Annotated in this window: 15 protein-coding genes; 6 read left to right on the forward strand and 9 right to left on the reverse strand. The window is 67.1% G+C overall.

The window, feature by feature from the left end; translation table 11 throughout:
- Positions 1–16: 16 nt before the first annotated feature.
- From KUV62_RS10035 to KUV62_RS10050, 4 genes are all read right to left on the reverse strand, one after another.
- The gene (locus tag KUV62_RS10035) at positions 17–2,827 is read right to left on the reverse strand and encodes a DUF4082 domain-containing protein (RefSeq protein WP_410000846.1); all 2,811 of its coding nucleotides are present in this window, start codon (positions 2,825–2,827) and stop codon (positions 17–19) included.
- 577 nt (positions 2,828–3,404) lie between these two features.
- Positions 3,405–4,220, reverse strand: a complete 816-nt coding sequence (locus tag KUV62_RS10040) for a WecB/TagA/CpsF family glycosyltransferase (RefSeq protein WP_222603560.1) — start codon at positions 4,218–4,220, stop codon at positions 3,405–3,407.
- Positions 4,221–4,567: 347 nt separating this feature from the next.
- Complete coding sequence (locus KUV62_RS10045) at positions 4,568–4,729, reverse strand: hypothetical protein (protein ID WP_222603561.1); 162 nt, start codon at positions 4,727–4,729, stop codon at positions 4,568–4,570.
- Positions 4,730–5,117: 388 nt separating this feature from the next.
- Complete coding sequence (locus KUV62_RS10050) at positions 5,118–5,669, reverse strand: carboxymuconolactone decarboxylase family protein (RefSeq protein WP_222603562.1); 552 nt, start codon at positions 5,667–5,669, stop codon at positions 5,118–5,120.
- 164 nt (positions 5,670–5,833) lie between these two features.
- On the opposite strand from KUV62_RS10050, the gene KUV62_RS10055 reads away from it, so the two are divergent.
- The 3 genes from KUV62_RS10055 to KUV62_RS10065 all read left to right on the forward strand — a co-directional run bounded on the left by KUV62_RS10055 (position 5,834) and on the right by KUV62_RS10065 (position 9,563).
- Entirely contained in the window at positions 5,834–6,424 is a 591-nt protein-coding gene (locus KUV62_RS10055) for a hypothetical protein (RefSeq protein ID WP_222603563.1), read from the forward strand.
- 184 nt (positions 6,425–6,608) lie between these two features.
- The gene (locus tag KUV62_RS10060) at positions 6,609–8,123 is read left to right on the forward strand and encodes an acetyl-CoA hydrolase/transferase family protein (RefSeq protein WP_222603564.1); all 1,515 of its coding nucleotides are present in this window, start codon (positions 6,609–6,611) and stop codon (positions 8,121–8,123) included.
- Positions 8,124–8,312: 189 nt separating this feature from the next.
- A complete protein-coding gene (locus tag KUV62_RS10065; protein WP_222603565.1) occupies positions 8,313–9,563 on the forward strand; it encodes a malonyl-CoA decarboxylase in 1,251 nt (416 codons plus the stop codon).
- 95 nt (positions 9,564–9,658) lie between these two features.
- Here the strand turns inward: KUV62_RS10065 and KUV62_RS10070 are convergent, their stop codons facing one another.
- Complete coding sequence (locus KUV62_RS10070; protein WP_222603566.1) at positions 9,659–9,898, reverse strand: Lrp/AsnC family transcriptional regulator; 240 nt, start codon at positions 9,896–9,898, stop codon at positions 9,659–9,661.
- A gap of 121 nt (positions 9,899–10,019) precedes the next feature.
- On the opposite strand from KUV62_RS10070, the gene hisB reads away from it, so the two are divergent.
- Positions 10,020–10,607, forward strand: coding sequence for an imidazoleglycerol-phosphate dehydratase HisB (gene hisB, locus KUV62_RS10075; RefSeq protein ID WP_222603567.1), 588 nt, complete (start codon positions 10,020–10,022; stop codon positions 10,605–10,607).
- 17 nt (positions 10,608–10,624) lie between these two features.
- Here hisB and cobA read toward each other — a convergent pair whose 3' ends face one another.
- The 3 genes from cobA to ileS form a co-directional block, all read right to left on the reverse strand.
- On the reverse strand, positions 10,625–11,392 hold the full coding sequence (gene cobA, locus KUV62_RS10080; protein WP_261395542.1) for a uroporphyrinogen-III C-methyltransferase: 768 nt from the start codon (positions 11,390–11,392) through the stop codon (positions 10,625–10,627).
- Between the two features lie 272 nt (positions 11,393–11,664).
- A complete protein-coding gene (locus KUV62_RS10085; RefSeq protein WP_222603569.1) occupies positions 11,665–12,144 on the reverse strand; it encodes a histidine phosphatase family protein in 480 nt (159 codons plus the stop codon).
- A 165-nt stretch (positions 12,145–12,309) separates the two neighbouring features.
- Positions 12,310–15,300 carry an isoleucine--tRNA ligase gene (ileS, locus tag KUV62_RS10090; RefSeq protein WP_222603570.1) on the reverse strand — a complete coding sequence of 997 codons (2,991 nt, stop codon included), beginning with the start codon at positions 15,298–15,300 and terminating at the stop codon, positions 12,310–12,312.
- Between the two features lie 454 nt (positions 15,301–15,754).
- On the opposite strand from ileS, the gene KUV62_RS10095 reads away from it, so the two are divergent.
- Together KUV62_RS10095 and KUV62_RS10100 are read left to right on the forward strand one after the other, a co-directional pair.
- Positions 15,755–16,054, forward strand: coding sequence for a hypothetical protein (locus KUV62_RS10095; protein ID WP_222603571.1), 300 nt, complete (start codon positions 15,755–15,757; stop codon positions 16,052–16,054).
- Between the two features lie 294 nt (positions 16,055–16,348).
- Positions 16,349–16,552: a hypothetical protein gene (locus tag KUV62_RS10100; protein ID WP_222603572.1), complete on the forward strand. Its 204-nt coding sequence runs from the start codon at positions 16,349–16,351 to the stop codon at positions 16,550–16,552.
- A gap of 35 nt (positions 16,553–16,587) precedes the next feature.
- Here the strand turns inward: KUV62_RS10100 and KUV62_RS10105 are convergent, their stop codons facing one another.
- Positions 16,588–17,289 carry a VIT1/CCC1 transporter family protein gene (locus tag KUV62_RS10105; protein WP_222603573.1) on the reverse strand — a complete coding sequence of 234 codons (702 nt, stop codon included), beginning with the start codon at positions 17,287–17,289 and terminating at the stop codon, positions 16,588–16,590.
- Positions 17,290–17,367: the final 78 nt, after the last annotated feature.

The following is a 17,367-nucleotide window of genomic DNA, read 5'->3' on the forward strand; positions in this document are numbered from 1 at the left end:
CCAGAACCGGTCCTGCTCAGAGCAGGCTTTCGTCTGCGGAGGCGGTGCTTTCGATCAGGCCGATCTCGAAGCCGGCATAGCCCGCGATCTCCTTCGCATGCGCGGTCTCCATGTCTCGCGACTGCTCCTCTGTGATGCAGAGGAAGGCCCTGTCGGGCTCAAGATCCATGGTTTGCAGCGTCGCCGTGTTGCTGCCGTTGGTGGTCTGCATCTCCGCGAGGAAGACGAACTCGTCAGAGCCGAATTCGCCATCGAAAGCGATCTCGGTCGGGCGCGACGAGAGGGCGGCGGTTGAGACCGCTGCGACCGAGCCGGACGAGGGGCTGCCGCCTGCCTCGATGGCGATCCAGTCGAAGGACTGGGCCTCGATCTTGGCCGGCTTGTCTTCCTGCGAGAAGAACCGCGCTCTGAACCCGCTTTCGTCGATGCTGCGCAGCCGATCGGTGATGGCGATGGCGTTGGTCTCGCCAATCGCCTGGCCGAACACCACTGGGGCCTCGCCGAAGGCGCCCGTGTCAAAGGCGATGCGCTCGTAGCTGTCGCCGATCATGGCGTCGCCCGCCGAGATCGTGCGCCCATCGGCAAGCGTGTGCGTCCCGCTTTCGACCGCCAGCCAGTTGAGGGTCTCGGCGGCGTGGGTGCCGTCGAGATAGTCCCACTCGTCGATCTGGTACTCGAAACCGGTGTCGCTGACGTTGCGCACCCGGATGCTGTAGGGCTCGGGATCGTTGGCCGTGCCGCCGCCCATCACCACCGTGGGATCGTCGAGCGCCTCGGTGAAGGTGACGCGGTGCCACTGATCCGGCCCGTCCTGAGCGCTGGAGACCACGCCCGCCTCGCCGATCACGTCCTGCGGCTCCGAGCCGGGTTCGGCGGGGGGCTCCGCCGATGCCTCTTCGGTCTCGAGGACGAGATCCACCCAGTAGTTCGAGCTCTTGTAGCTCTGGTCGGGGAAGGTGCTCTGGCCGGTGCCATAGGCGTAGACGCCGGCATCGGCCTCGACGCTGATCGGCCCGAAATCCTGGGCGGTCTCGAAGTGATCCTCGCTGACCGAGTATCCCCCCGAGGGCGCGTTGTAGGAAACGGTGTAGCTCTCGCCTGCGGACAGCGCGACCGGCTTGTCGAACGAGATCGTCTGCCAGCCCGCCTCGGTGACGACGGCATCGGCCCGCGCGATCGACTCGCCGCTTGCAGACCACAGATTGATGGTCTGCGGCCCGGTATTGCCCGGCGCGACATGGATGCGCAGCGCCTGAAGCGATGCATCTTCGTCGGCCGAGAAGCGCAGCCCGAGCGTCACCGCCCAGGTGTCGGGGTCGTTCTGGATCTCTGGTACGGCGCTGTCATCCCAGATCTGGAACAGATCGCCATCGTCCGCCGGACGCGACGGCCGGCTCGGGGTCTCGGGCTCGACCGGGGTCTCCGTGGCCGGTGCTTCGGCGGCCTCGACCGTCACCGAGACGGTGGCGGTGTCGGTGCCGCCCTGACCGTCGGAAACGGTGTAGCGGAACTGGCCGGTGCCGGAGAAACCACTCGCCGGCGTGAACAGGATGGTGTCCGCCGTCGGCCGCGATACGGTCCCGTTCTGCGCGCCGCCGACCGAGGCCAGCGTCAGCGCATCGCCGTCTGCGTCACGGTCATTCGCGAGAATATCGGCCACCCGGATCGACACGCTCTCATCCTCGGAGGTGGAGAAGCCGCTGTCGTCCGTTGCCGCTGGGGCGCTGTTCTCAGGTTCGGGCTCCGGCTCGGGCTCAGGTTCGGGCTCGGGTGTCGGCGGCGGCGTCGTGTCCGAGGCGCCGCTCTCGTAGGCGCCGAGATCGACGATCCCTCGTTCCCGGAGGTTGCCGAACAGGTCGGTCGGCGACAGGCCATAGTCATCGGTTCCCGCGTCGATCGCGGGGGAATCGCTGGCGAGGCGGAAGTCTCCCGGCGCATCCACGAAGCGCGGATCCACTCCGAGCATGTTGCCGTTCGCGGCCGAGGGGGCCGCGTTGTTGCCATCGGTGCGCACCGACGCGGCGCCCGCGATTCCGTTGAAGGTGAGGTTGTTGGCCCAGATGACATTTTCGTTGACGTAGCCACCGTAAGACGTGCTGTCGATCGCGGTGTTGTCGGAGTTGATCGACGGGTCGGCCACGGCGATGTTGTTGACGAAGGTGTTGTCGCTCGACTGCGAGTTGCTGATCTCGCCACGCCAGGTGCCGGTGTTCAGCAGGTCCTGGTTGTTGTGCCAGGCTGTGTTGCCGCGCACCGTGACGTTGTCGCTCCAGACCACCTGGATGCCCTTGCCGCCGTTCTGGTAGACGAGGTTGTTCTCGACCAGGGTGGGGAAGGTGTAGCTGGGGTAGCCGGAGGCCTGCGTGCTCTGGAAATCATCGATAATGATGCCGTTGCCGTCAGTGTGCTGGCCGGAATAGGTCACGTTGTCGTAGGAGACATTGTCGCGCACGATGGTCCGGAAGCCGGGTGTCGTGGTGTCGCCCGAGACATTGCGGTTCTCGTAGATCGAGATTCCCGAGAACCAGCCGTCGGACGCGTTCGAATAGGTCGTGTTCCCCTCGACCAGAATGAACTCCGAGTAGTTGAACTGGATGCCCGACTCGCCGCTGCCGTGGATCGTATTGTCGAGCACCTCGATGTGATGCACGCTGTTCGCCTCGATGCCATCCCCTGGCGCATCGGCGATTTCGAAGCCCGAAACAGTGACGTAATTGGCGTTGATGCTGATCCCGTTCCACGCGCTCTGCGGTGGGTCGAGCAAAACGCTGCCCGGCTGTTCCGCGCGCAGCACGACATTCGCGCTGCTATCACCGCCGGTGTTCACGTTCAGAGCTTCCTGATACGTCCCCGCGCGTACCACGACCTCGTCTCCCGGGCGCAATCCGGCATCGAGTGCGTGCTGGATCGTCCGGAAGGGGGTTGCGGAGCTCCCGTCCGCGTTGTCGCTTCCCGTTGGGGAAACATAATAGAGCGTCATTTGGTTCTTGCCTCCAATCAGTCTTCTATCGTCGGAGTGGTCGACGATACTGAAAGCAAATATCCTCCTGATCTTTGTCGGCACATGGAGCGCAAGGGGGGGCGCGACCCATGCTGGCGGCGATTTGCCGATGCCGGTTTTCGTCACGCCGCCGTCTGCTAGGAGGTCTCCGTTTATTCTCGTTTTATCGTATATATTTAAGTGAGCTTCTGGCGCTGCGTCCGGGGCCGCTGACAGCATTGTGCAGCCCAGCGAAACGATCGTCAGAAGGGCGCCGAATAGGACGATAAGGTACCGGATTGAAACGCCTTTCCGGTGATGGTCGTGCCGTGCGCGTGGATCGGCAATGAACCGCTGCCGAGCGCCTGCTCGACAGCCTGCCAATCTCCAGATGGCCCTTTTGCCCTGTTGCGAGCGTTCCCGCTCAGCCATTCACCGACCGGTTGGGCACCGGAAAACGCCGCAGGCCGCTTCTCTGGAGGGCGAGCAGCCAGAGATAGCTCGGCACGATGCGACCGTAGCGACGCCAGAGCCTCCTGGGCTCCACGGCGAGCCTGAACAGCCATTCGAGACCGGCGCGCTGCATCCATCCCGGGGCCTGGCGGGTGTTGCCTGCGTGGAAGTCGAAGGCCGCGCCGACGCCGATCAGCAGCGGCGCCTCGAGCCTGTCGCGCACGCGGGCCATCCAGAGCTCCTGCTTGGGAGCGCCAAGGCCGACCCAGACGATATCGGGGTTCGCTGCGTTGATACGGCGCAGGTCCTCGGCTTCCTCCTCGGTGCTCAGCGCGCGAAACGGCGGGGCGTGCGTGCCGACGATCGTTGCCTGCGCGAACTTCGCCCCGAGCTTCGACTCGAGCGTCGCGAGCGTGGCGGGGGTCGCGCCGTAGAGGTAGTGCCGCAGCCCCGGCTCCTCGAACATCGCCAGCATCAGGTCGGGCCCGTAGACGCGCCCGGCGCCTTGGAATCCCCTGCGGCGGAGTTCCCAGACAAGAGGCATGCCGTCAGGCGTCACGAGGAGCGCCTGGTTGATCGCGGCGCGAAGCGCGCCGTCACTCTGGCTGTCGACCACGCCGTGGGCGCCACAGACACAGACATAGCCCCGTTCGTCCCGGGCGATGGCCTGGGTGAGGCGGTTCACGGCGGTTGCAAGATTCAGCGCCGACACCTTGATCCCGAGGAGGCTGATCTCACTCGTGGTGACGGGGGGCAACGCGATCGCTGCCGTATCGGGCTGAGGCATGTGAAACGTCCTTCTCGGGGCTTTGCCGGGATGTTCCGACGAGCTTGGAGAAGGGGCGTTCACAGGAGAAGGTGACCTTTCGGACAGGGAGGACACCAATAGGGGGAATTTCGGGCTGGCCTTTCACCTATTATCGGGTCGGGCAGGTGTTCGGTCCGCGTCTGGACTGAGCGCGGAGCGGGCGCGATTCCCGATCGATCGACCGGTCGCAAGTTGACCGAGCGCATCGGCGGAGGCGCCTTTGGTGCGGGTCAGACTCTATCCGCCCGCACCTCGCCGCATCCGGCATTGGTCCGTGAGTGGTGGTCGTTTGGCCGGTCCGGCGTATCCTGGTGACGCCGTGTGGATCAGGCCACCTCTGGCTCGTCGGCCGGGGCGGGCTGTTTCTTTGCATCAAGCTTCTGTTGCAGCTTTTCGAGATCCGAGGCCCCCTTGCCCTGAGGAGCAGCGGCATTGACCTTGTGTTCCACCATGAGTTGAGCGCGAAGGTGTTGGAAGACGTTGAGCATCGGCGGTCCTTTCCGTCGTAACAAAGATGCCCGGCGAGCGGCGGTTCAACCTTGGGCCTGCGGATCTTCCGCTGGAAGAGACTTGGGTTTCGGGTCCTGAGACGCTTCGGGCTTGGCGTCTCCTGATGGTCTTGCCGTCACTCCAAGATATAGAAATGCAGGGTCGTATTTCAATGCCTAGACCTGTAGATAAGTCTCAGTTTTTGTTGGATTTTCAGAGTTCTAACATGCATCTGAAACACGGTTTGAATATTGTTAAGATTTATCAGGACGTTAACAATGTTTGGGTTCAGGCTGCAGGCCGCAAAAAAGTCGCGGGCCGGAGCGTGTTTGCGCTCGCGGCCCCGGCCGGGTCTCGGTTTTCGCGATTTGAGAGGGGCAGCCGGCCTCAGCGCGGCGGCAGGTCGAGCGGCGCCTCGGCCATTTCGGCCGCCACGCGATCATCAATCGGCGTGTCATAGGTCATCAGCAGGTAACCCAGCACGGAATAGAAGCCGACCGTCGCGATCAGGTCGATCACCGCGTGCCGTCCGATCGCCTCGGCCAGTTCGCGTTCCTGTTCGGGGGCCAGCTTCTTGTCGTCGATCAGGGCGTCGACGGCGCGGGTGATGAGCCCGTCCTCGCCCTCGGGCGTGCCGCCGATGGCTTTGATGCGGGCATCGCTGAAGCCGAGCTGGCGGGCCCGCGAGACGTGGTGCGCCCATTCATAGGGCGAGCCCAGCCGGTAGCCGGCACGCAGGATCACCACCTCCGAGCGCTCGAGCCCCAGCGCGGTGTCGCGCACGATGTGCTGGCGCAGCGGTGCCCAGGCGCGCAACAGCTCCGGATGATGCGCCATCGTGCGGTAGACGTTGAGCGCGCCGGCGAAGCCATCGCGCAGGTCGGCGATCTCCTCGGGCCAATCGGCATCGGAGAGGGGCGGGCAGGGGGAAGCGGTCATGGCTTGTGTCTTTCTGGTCGTCGCGGGAATCGTCGCGCCGAGCTTAGGCGGCGGACGCGCGCCCGCCAATGCGGCTCGATCGCGCGACGCGGCGTTGATCGAGCGCAAGGAGCGCCGTGCTCCTCCGGCCTAGCATGTCTGCGCCGCGGGCAGGGGAGGCCAGCATGACCAGCCGCATCGACCAGATCCTCGCGCGCATCGACGCGCTGCATGGCGAACTCGAAGAGGAGATCGGGCGCCGCCGGGACGCGTTCCAATACCGGCTCGAGAAAAACCGCGTGCGCTTCGAGGCCGGGCGGCTGCGCCAGCAGCGCGCCCTGCGGATGCGTTGGCGCACTTTCCTCGCCCGCGCCAACCCGTGGCACATCCTGACCGCTCCGGTGATCTACAGCCTGATCGTGCCCTTCGCGCTGCTCGATCTCTGCGTCTCGCTCTACCAGGCGATCTGCTTCCGCGCCTACGGCATCCCGCGGGTGAAGCGCCGCGATCACATCCGCATCGACCGCCATCACCTCGCCTATCTCAACGTTATCCAGAAGGCGAACTGCGTCTATTGCGGCTATTGCAATGGCTTGCTCTCCTATGTGACCGAGATCGCCTCGCGCACCGAGGCATTCTGGTGCCCGATCAAGCACGCCGCCCGGGTCGCGCAGCCGCATCACCGCTACCCGCAATTCACCGATTACGGCGATGCGGAGGGCTATCAGGAGGGGCTCGAGGCCTCGCGACGTGACGTCACGCGGCCGGACCGCTGATTGCCAAGCTATGCGCTCAGCGCGTATCATTTTGCGTAAGCTATGCGTTTTTGGAATGCCCGTTCTGCGGGCGCGTTCTCCATCTTTCCGGCGGGACGGCGCGCTGCATACAGTGGTGTGCAGCAGTTATCCCGGTCTGAGCGGGGCGCGGCCGGTCCGCGCGGCCCGCAGTGGAGGAGCCCCCATGACGCGACACGCCCGCATTGCCCATCCCGATTTCCAGAGCCGCCTGATGAGCGCCGAGGACGCCGCGGGGCTGATCCATGACGGCATGACCGTCGGCATGAGCGGCTTCACCGGCTCGGGCTACCCGAAGTCGGTGCCCACCGCGCTGGCGGCGCGGATCGAGGCCGCCCATGCGGCGGGCGATCCGTTCCGCGTCAAGGTGTGGACCGGCGCCTCGACCGGGCCCGAGCTTGACGGCGCGCTGGCCAAGGCCGACGGCATCGAGTTCCGGCTGCCCTACAATTCCGACCCCATCGCGCGCGAAAAGATCAACGCGGGCGAAATGAACTATTTCGACATGCACCTGAGCCAGGTCGCGCCGATGGCGTGGCAGGGCTTTTTGGGGCGGCTCGACGTGGCGGTTGTCGAGATCTCGGGCATCACCGCCGAGGGCGCGCTGATCCCGTCCTCCTCGATCGGCAACAACAAGACCTGGCTCGATTGCGCCGACAAGGTGATCCTCGAGCTGAACCGCTGGCAGAGCGACGCGCTGAACGGCATGCATGATATCTACTACAGTACAGCGCTGCCGCCCAACCGGGTGCCGATCCCGCTGGTGAAGCCCGATGACCGCATCGGCCAGCCGCATTTCATGGTCGATCCCGAGAAGGTGGTCGCCATCGTCGAGACCGACGCGCCCGACCGCAACCTGCCCTTCGCCAAGCCCGACGCGGTGGCCGAGGCCATCGCAGGGCACCTGCTGGAGTTCTTTGCCCACGAGGTGGCGAAGGGGCGGCTGCCCGAGAGCCTCCTGCCGCTGCAATCCGGCGTCGGCAACGTCACCAACGCGGTGCTCTCGGGCCTGATGGAAGCGCCCTATCACGGCATGACCGCCTACACCGAGGTGATCCAGGACGGCATGCTCGACCTGCTGGACGCGGGCAAGCTGCGCATGGCCTCGGCGACCGCCTTCTCGCTCTCGCCGGAGGCTGCGGAGCGCTTCAACGCCGAGGCGGCACGGTTCCGCGACAAGCTGATCCTGCGTCCGCAGGAGATCTCCAATCATCCCGAGCTGGTGCGCCGGCTCGGCTGCATTGCGATGAACGGGCTGATCGAGGCGGATCTCTACGGCAACGTCAACTCGACCCATGTCATGGGTTCGAGGATCCAGAACGGCATCGGCGGCTCGGGGGACTTCGCCCGCAACGCCTATGTTTCGATCTTCATGACGCCCTCGACCGCGAAGGGCGGCAAGATCTCGGCCATTGTCCCGATGGCCTCGCATGTCGATCACATCGCGCAGGATGTTCACGTGCTGGTCACCGAGCAGGGGCTGGCGGACCTGCGCGGGCTGGCGCCCAAGCAGCGCGCCGAGCTGATCATCGAGCGCTGCGCCCATCCCGAGTATCGCGACGCGCTGCGCGACTATTCGGTCCGGGCGCGGGCGGGCTCCTTCGGCGGGCACGCGCCGCAACTGCTGGGCGAGGCGTTGTCCTGGCATCAGCGCTTTGTCGAGACCGGAACGATGGGCTAGGCACCGCGTCCCGGGGCCGGGCGAGGGCTGTTACCGCTCGCGGCTGGCAAGGCCGCCCAGCGGCGCGCCAAATCCCGCCCGCGGGGCGGTGTGCGGCGGTCTGCGGCTTGATTTCGCGCCCCCGAGGCCCGACGCTTGGTAGGACGCGACTCTGCCCTGTTTGCCACGCCCGCCCGGGAGGCCCAGACCATGTCCCTGCTTGCCGATCTGCTGACCACCGTTTTCGAGCGCCGCGCCCGGATCGGGCCGATCCTGCGCCGCGACCCGCGCAGCACCGAGGCGCTGATCGCCGATCTCATGGCCTCGAGCTCTGAGACCGCCATCCTCGCGCTCGCCCGCCGGGTGCTGCAGCGCTATGCCGAGATGGACGATCTGGCGCGACTCGATCTCTTTCGCCACGTCTCGCAGGGCTACGGGCTCGATGCCGAGGCGCTGCGCAGCGCGCTCGACGCCTACGAGGCCGGGCCCTCGGGCAGCAGCTACCGCGCCTTCACCCATGCCTGCGAGCCGCCCCGGCAGGAGCTGATGCGCCGGCTCAACGCGGTGCCCGGCGGCACCGAACGGCTGGTCAAGATGCGTGCAGACCTGCGCCGGCTGGGGGCGGACGACCCCGAGCTGCAGGCGCTCGATCTCGACGCCAAGCACCTGCTGCGCTCGTGGTTCAACCGCGGCTTCCTGGTGCTGCGCCCGATCAGCTGGGAAAGCCCGGCGCATATCCTCGAGAAGATCATCGAGTACGAGGCGGTGCACGCGATCCACAGCTGGGACGACCTGCGCCGCCGCCTCAAGCCCGCCGACCGACGCTGCTTCGCCTTCTTCCATCCGGCGATGCCCGACGAGCCGCTGATCTTTGTCGAGGTGGCGCTGACCAAGGGCATTCCCGGCTCGATCCAGAGTCTGCTCGCCGAGGACCGTCTGCCCGGCGGCAGCGGCGAGGCCGACACGGCGGTGTTCTACTCGATCTCCAACTGCCAGCCGGGGCTGGCGGGAATCTCCTTCGGCAACTCGCTGATCAAGCAGGTGGTCTCGGATCTCGCCGCCGAACTGCCGGGGCTCAAGACCTTCGTGACGCTGTCGCCGATCCCCGGCCTGACGCGCTGGCTCAAGGCCGAGGGCCGGGGCTTCGATCCGCAGGACGGCAAGGCGATGGCGGCGCTGGCGGCGCATTACCTGCTGCAGGCCAAGCGCCCGGACGGCCAGCCGGTCGACCCGGTGGCGCGCTTCCACCTCGGCAACGGCGCGATGGTGCAGGCGGTGCATGCCGGCGCCGATGTCTCGGAGAATGGCCTGCGCCAGTCGGGCGGGGTGATGGTCAATTATCTCTACGATCTGAACCGGGTCGAGAAATACCACGACCGCTACGCCGACAGCTTCGAAGTCACCGCGGCGCAGGGGGTGAAATCGCTGGCCAATGCGCGCGAGAAGGTGGCGGCAGGCTGAACCCGTCGCTCCATGCGCGCGGGCCGAGCCTCTCGCGGGCGAGATTGGTGCTGGACGGCAGGGTCGAAGTGGGGCGGGGCGGGCCCGCTTGCGGTTCAGAACGCCTTGAAGGTCAGCGTCGTCAGCGTGCGCTCGATGCCCGGAACGTCGGCGAGCTGCTCGTTGATGTAATGGCCGACATCCGCGCCCTCGGGGATGTAGAGCTTGACCAACAGGTCCCATTCGCCCGAGGTCGAGTAGAGCTCCGAGTGGATCTCGCGCAGCGCGATCTCTTCCGCCACCTTGTAGGTGGTGCCGGGAGTGCAGCGGATCTGGACGAAAACGCAGGTGGTCATGGCGGTCTCCTTCGGGCGCAAGCTGGCACAGACGCCACGCCGGCACAAGATGCGCCAGCGCGCCGCTTGGCCTGCGCGCGTGGCGCGCCTATAAGCGCCCGGACATCCGAGGAGTATGCCCATGCGCAAGGCCAGCATCAGCCGCAAGACCGCCGAAACCGCGATCGAGGTCAGCATCGATCTCGACGGCAGCGGCACCTATGACAACCAGACCGGCGTCGGCTTCTTCGATCACATGCTGGACCAGCTGTCGCGGCACTCGCTGATCGACATGACGATCCGCGCCGAGGGTGATTACCACATCGACGATCACCACACCGTCGAGGATACCGGTATCGCCATCGGCCAGGCGCTGGTCGCGGCGCTTGGCGACAAGCGCGGCATCCGCCGCTACGGCTCCTGCCACCTGCCGATGGATGACGCGCAGGTGCGCGCCGCGCTGGACCTCTCGGCGCGGCCCTTCCTCGTGTGGAACGTCGCGTTCCCGAGCCAGAAGATCGGCAGTTTCGATTGCGAGCTGGTGCGCGAGTTCTTCCAGGCGCTGGCGACCCATGGCGGCATCACGCTTCACGTGGACCAGCTGCACGGGATCAACTCGCACCACATCGCCGAGGCCGCCTTCAAGGCCGTGGCCCGCGCCCTGCGCGAGGCGGTCGAGCCCGACCCGCGCAAGGGCGATGCCATCCCCTCGACCAAGGGCGCGCTCTGAGCGCCACGCGCCTCCGTTCAGGCGGCGATGACCGCGCCGCTTGCGCTGAGCGCGCGGGCCAGCGATTTCGGGTAGCGGATGAAGAGGATCGCCGGGTTGGCGATCCCTTCCGCCGCGATGGTCTCCGAAAGCGCGCCAAGCGTGGTGGCGACGTGGCGCTCCTGCGCGGTGCTGGCACAGGTGACGATCTCCACCGGGCAGGCCGCCGGGGCGCCGGCGGTCAGCAGGTCGGCCTGCACCTGCGCGGCGCGCTCCACCGCCATGTAGAATGCCATCGAAGTGCCGGGATGGGCGAGGCGGGCGCGGTCGGGCGCGGCATCGCCGGGCTTGCAGGTGCCGGTGGTGATCACGAAGGTGTCGGTCTCGCCGCGCTCGGTCAGCGGGCGGCCGATGCTGGCAGCGGCGGCAGAGGCGGCGGTGATACCGGGCACGATCTCGACCTCGATGCCGGCGGCGCGGGCGGCGGCGATCTCCTCGCAGGCGCGGCCGAAGATCGACGGGTCGCCGGATTTCAGCCGCACCACGCGCAACCCGAGCTTGGCCTTGGCCACGATCAGCCGGTCGATCCGCCCCTGCGGCCATTTGCAGGCGCCGACCTCCTTGCCGACATAGAGCCTCTCGGCGTCGGGGCGGGCCAGCGCGATGATCTCGGGATCGACGAGACGGTCGTAGAGCACGACATCGGCATCGCGGATTCGTTCGAGCGCGCGCAGGGTGAGCAGGTCGCGGGCGCCGGGGCCGGCGCCGACGAGGGCGATGTGGCCTGTGGTCTTCGAAGCTGTCATCGGGTGCGTCATCGGGAGGATCTCCATGCGCAGAGTGCAGAAACAAAAAAAAGCCGCCGACACGTCGCAACATCTGAAGCGACGGATCGAGCAGCTTTGCTCAGCGATCCCGGTCATTCGGGAGACAGGTGCGGCGCCGTTGCCGCGTCTCTCCAGCTAAGAGGGCAGGGCCGGGATTCGCGCAAGGGTTTTGTGCCGCATTGCAGCTTTGCCCGGCCTTCCCGGGCCGGCAGGGGACGCCATCTGCACAGAACGCGGGCGATCCGGCGGATTCAGTAGGTGCGGCGCTCGATGCTGACCCGGCCCTCGGCATCGCTGCGCAGGACCGTCAGGTCGCCGTAGTCGAGCGGTGGATCTCCCGGCAAGCCGAGCGTCTCCCAGATCTCCGTCAGGTTCCCCTTGTTGCCGACCCAGAGCACATTGCGTCCGGCGGAGGCGGCGGCCAGCGCGGCGGTCGGGGCCTCCTGCGGGATGCGGTTGACCGGAAGCCCACGGGCGGCTGCGAGGGGCGCGGCGGTGTCGAGGTTGCGCTGGATGCCGGGGCTGTAGATGGCGTCGAGCGGGGTGCCGTCGAGCGCCGTCACCAGGTCCTGCGCCCGCTGCCGGCCCCGGGCGTTGAGCATGTCCTCCGAGCCGCTGCGGTCGCCGTGGCGGGTCAGGATCAGCGTGCTGTTCGGCGGCAATGCCACCGGCCCGCTGGCGCCGCAGGCGGCGAGCGCGGTGGCGGCGAGGATGAAGTAACGGCGTTGCATGGCGATGGCTCTCCCTGATGTCCCTCGGGGAAGCCTATCAAAGTGAGAGGGGCTGTCGGGAGTTTTCTTGTCGCGCGATGCAAGGGCGGCGCAAGGAAAAGGCCCCCGCAGGTTTCTGCGGGGGCCTCTCAGGGGCATGCCCTCATGCGGTCAGCGGCGCGTGGCTCAGTCCAGCGCGGCGTCGCATCGGGCGCAGGTGGCGGCGTGGCTGTGGGTGCCGACATCGGGCAGGATCTTCCAGCAGCGCTGGCACTTCTCGCCATCGGCCTTCTCGAACACCACGCCGACGCCCGGCACCTCGGCCATGCGGAACGCCTCCTGCGGGGCGGGATCGGCGGTCAGGTGGATGCCAGAGGTGATGCAGAGATCCTCGAAGGCCACGGTCTTCAGCGCCGCCAGCATCTCGCCATCCTCCACATGCACCACCGGCGCCGCCTCGAGCGAGGCGCCGATGACCTTGTCGGTGCGCTGGATCTCCAGCGCCGCGGTTACCGCGCGGCGCGCGGCGCGGACCTTGGCCCACTTTTCGGCAAGCGCCTCGTCGCGCCAGCTTGCCGGCGTCTCGGGGAAGTCCTGCAGGTGGATCGAGCTCTCATCGCCGGGGAAGCGGTCGAGCCAGACGTCTTCCATGGTGAAGACGAGGATCGGCGCCAGCCAGGTGGTCAGGCGGTGGAACAGGATGTCCATCACCGTGCGCGCGGCGCGGCGACGCTCGGTGTCGCCGTCGCAGTAGAGCGCATCCTTGCGGATGTCGAAGTAGAAGGCCGACAGGTCCACGGTGCAGAAGGTGAAGACCGACTGGAACACCGACTGGAAGTCGAAGCTGCGATAGCCCTCCTGCACCTTCACGTCGAGCTCGGCGAGACGGTGCAGCACCCAGCGCTCGAGCTCGGGCATGTCTTCCGCGGCGACCCGGTCGGCCTCGGTGAAGTGCCCCAGCGCGCCCAGCATGAAGCGCATGGTGTTGCGCAGGCGGCGGTAGCTGTCGGCCACGCCCTTGAGGATCTCCGGCCCGATGCGCTGGTCGGCGGTGTAGTCGGTCTGGGCCACCCAGAGACGCAGGATGTCGGCGCCGTACTGCTTCACCACCTCCTCGGGGACGATGGTGTTGCCGAGCGATTTGGACATCTTGTTGCCCTTCTCGTCCAGCGTGAAGCCATGCGTCACCACGTTGCGATAGGGGGCGCGGCCGATGGTGCCGCAGGCCTGCAGCATCGAGGAGTGGAACCAGCCACGGTGCTGGTCGGTGCCCTCCATGTAGACATCGGCGATGCCGTCCGCGGTGCCGTCCGCGCGGTCGCGCAGCACGAAGGCGTGGGTCGAGCCGGAGTCGAACCACACGTCGAGCACGTCGAAGACCTGCTCCCATTCATCCGCCGCGTAGTCGGACCCTAGGAAGCGCTCCTTGGCGCCCTCGGCGTACCAGCAATCGGCGCCCTCGGTCTCGAAGGCCTCGCAGATGCGGGCATTGACCGCCGGGTCGCGCAGCAGGAAGCCCTCGTCGGTGGGCAGGGCGCCCTTCTTGACGAAGCAGGTCAGCGGCACGCCCCAGGCGCGCTGGCGCGACAGCACCCAGTCCGGGCGGCTCTCGATCATCGAGTAGAGGCGGTTGCGGCCAGACTGGGGCGTGAACTTCACCAGCTCGTCGATCGAGCGCAGCGAGCGCTCGCGGATGCTGGTGCCGTAATCGTCCTGACCGTCGCCCACGGCGCGGTCGATGGCGGCGAACCATTGCGGCGTGTTGCGGTAGATCACCGGCGCCTTGGAGCGCCAGCTATGCGGGTAGGAGTGCTTGATCTTGCCACGCGCCAGGAGCCCGCCGACCTCGGCCAGTTTCTCGATCACGGCTTTGTTGGCGTTGCCTTCCTTGCCGTTCGGCTTGAGGATCATCTTGCCGCCGAAGAAGGGCAGATCCTCGCGGAAGGCGCCATCTTCCATGACGTTGTAGGTGATGACCTGCTCGAGCATCCCGAGATCGCGGTAGAGCTCGAATTCCTCCATGCCGTGCGACGGCGCGCAGTGCACGAAGCCGGTGCCTTCCTCGTCGGTGACGAAGGGCGCGGCGCGGAAATCGCGCGGCTGGTCCCACTCGCCATTGCCGCCCTCGGCGCCGGCCAGCGGGTGCGTGAGCGACATCGCGGCGAGCTGGTGCGGGGTCACATCGGAGACGCGCTTCCACTGGCTCTCGTCGAGGCGGGCGCGGGCAAAGGTCTGCGCCGCGAGCTTGTCGGCGAGGATGTAGCGCTCGCCCTTGGCAGCCCAGCATTCTTCGGGCGTGTCGGTGACCTCGTAGAGCCCGTACTGGAATTCCTCGCCGAAAACGACGGCCTTGTTCGAGGGGATGGTCCAGGGCGTGGTGGTCCAGATCACCACGTAGGCACCGAGGAACTTGTCATGCGCGGCCTGCGCGGCGCTGACCGCCGCCTGACGCTCATCGTCGCTCTCTTCCTCGCTGGCGCGGTCGACCTCGGGGGCGTCGTAGCCACTGACCTTGAACTTCACCCAGATGGTGAAGCTCTCCTTGTCGTGATACTCGACCTCGGCCTCGGCCAGCGCGGTCTTCTCCACCGGCGACCACATCACCGGCTTCGAGCCCTGGTAGAGCGTGCCGGTCATCAGGAACTTCATGAATTCCTCGGCGATGACGCGCTCGGCGTGGTAGTTCATCGTCAGGTACGGATCGGCCCAGTTGCCGGTGATGCCGAGGCGCTTGAACTCGTCGCGCTGGATGTCGACCCAGCCCTCGGCGAACTTGCGGCATTCCTGCCGGAAGTCGATCACCGGGACCTCGTCCTTGTTCTTGCCCTTGGCGCGGTACTGCTCCTCGATCTTCCACTCGATCGGCAGGCCGTGACAATCCCAGCCCGGCACATAGCGCGCCTCGTGCCCCATCATCTGGTGCGAGCGCACGATCATGTCCTTGATCGTCTTGTTCAGCGCGTGGCCAATATGCAGATGACCGTTGGCATAGGGAGGGCCGTCATGCAGCGTGAACGGCGGGCGCTCGGCGCCCTTCTCGCGCAGGCGGTCGTAGATGCCGATGCTCTCCCAGCGCTCCAGCCATTCCGGCTCGCGCTTGGGCAGGCCCGCGCGCATCGGGAAGTCGGTCTTGGGAAGGTTCAGCGTGTCCTTGTAGTCAGGCGTTTCGGCGCACATGATCTGTGGTCCCGGTTCTTGAATCGTGAATTGGGGAATGGTCGGTCGGCGCGGTGGTCCATACGCCTTGTCCCGGCGACTCTGCTCTCAGAGCGCCGGGCACGTAATTCGAATGAGGATCTCGAAACGGCCCATCATGGGCGGCCTTATAGGCAAGCGACTCGCGATGGTCCAGAGCTTGCGGCCCGCGCCGGGCGCATGGGGTCTGGGCGGATTTCCCCCCGATCCCGGGCCGAATCCGGCGCGACCTTGCCGGTTTTTCCGGTGCTGCACTGCGGCGCGGCGGGGTTTGGCCTACCTATGGTTGTATTTCTGGCGGTGGCTTGCCGGATTTCCGCGCCGCTGCAACGGGATGCGGCGGGGCTGCGCGGATGTGGTTCACTGATGGCAGAGGAAGGCGTGGCACTGCGCCGCGCCGGGCAACTGCCCACTCAAGGCCGAGAAGGAGCGCCCCATGGCATATCCCGACGAGCAGCTGAAGCGACCCGATCCCTACGCCACGCAGGCCGGCGGAGACCGACGACCCGCTGCCGCTGCGCCCGGCTCCCGCCGTCGCATCGGCGGCCTCGTCGTCGCGGCGCTCGTGGTGCTGGGGCTGGTCCTCGCCGTGAGCCTGTTTTCCGGCGGCGAGACGCCACAAACCGCCCCGGCTGGGGCGACAGATACCACGGTGCCGGGGGATGGTGCCGTGGACCCCGCGACCGGAGGAGCTGACGACACGGCACCGGTTGCGCCGACCGCGCCGGCCGATTAAGGCCCGCGCCCGCCGCTCCCGCCCCGGAATGCAGGCTCCGTCCTCGACGTGAGCCGCGCCACCACTCACGGACGATCGGGCGGGAGCGGTTCTTCTTCGAGAACGGGCATCGGCGCGGGTTCCCTGCGCCGATGTGGCAAAATTGCCTCATCTGGCGGGAACTGGCGCATGCGGTCGGGCGCTTGCGCAAGCCGCCGCGCATCCGCCGCAGGGCCTGAAAACTTCACGCGACAAACGCCCCGTCAGGCCCCATGTCCTCTCTATCTGCTCAATCTGCCAATCGAGTATCGAACAATGCCCCAGTCGAGAGACGACTGCCCCCCGCCCGCGCGGCATGAGCCGCTGCTGCCCATCGATCTGCGCGGTCTCGACTGGACCGCCGGGATCGTCTTTGCCGTGCTGCTGGCATTGGGCGTCCTCGTCGGCCATGACGCGATCACCACATCGCACGACACCCTGCGCATGGCGGAGCCGGAGGTCCGAGCCGCGCTGCCCTGAGCAGGCCTGCGCGAGCCCGCCCGGCCGGACCGGCGTCAGAGCCCGGCGAACAGGCTGCCGACGATATAGGCGATGCTCGCCGCGACCCCACCGATGGCAAAGGTCTCGAACCCCGAGCGCCACCAGGGCGCCAGCGACCAGCGGCTCTTGTAGGCGCCGATGGCGAAGAACACCGCCATGGTCAGCACAGTGGCGACGGCGAAGGCGTTGGGCAGCGACAGCAGGAAGGGCAGCAGCGGCACCATCCCCGCGACCAGAAAGGCGCAGAAGGTGAAGAGCGCGGCCCGGAGCGGGTGCGGATCCACCGATGACAGCCCGTAGATCCCGTCGAGGATCATCGCGACCGCGTGCTCGGGCGTGCGGCTGATCTCGTCCGCGGCGCGGTCGAGCGTGCCGTCCTCGAGCCCCTTGGCGGCGAAGATCCGGCGCAGGTCGGCGCGCACGCCCTCCGGGTCGTGCCGCAGCCGCAGCGTCTCGAGCCGACGCAGGCGGTTGAGATCATCAAGCTCGGCCTTGGTGCCCGAGTAGTTGCCGGCGGCCATCGAGAAGCCGTCGGCAAAGACATTGGCAAACCCCAGCGCGATGATCACCAGCGGCGACAGGCCGGCGCCCGCCACCCCGGCCACGATGGCGAAGGTGGTCACCGAGCCGTCGATGGCCCCGTAGATGATGTCGCGCAGGTTGCCGCGCCCGTTCGGGGTGGCGGGCGGCTGCGGGTGCTGGCTGGCAAGGGTCATGGCTGGCGTCTCCCGCCGCGACTGTGCCGCAGCGCGGAGGCGCTTGGTATGAGATGGATCAAGCCCGCCGGGTCAGCG

Source organism: Salipiger bermudensis (genome assembly GCF_019801965.1).
In the GTDB taxonomy this organism is placed as follows: domain Bacteria; phylum Pseudomonadota; class Alphaproteobacteria; order Rhodobacterales; family Rhodobacteraceae; genus Salipiger; species Salipiger bermudensis_A.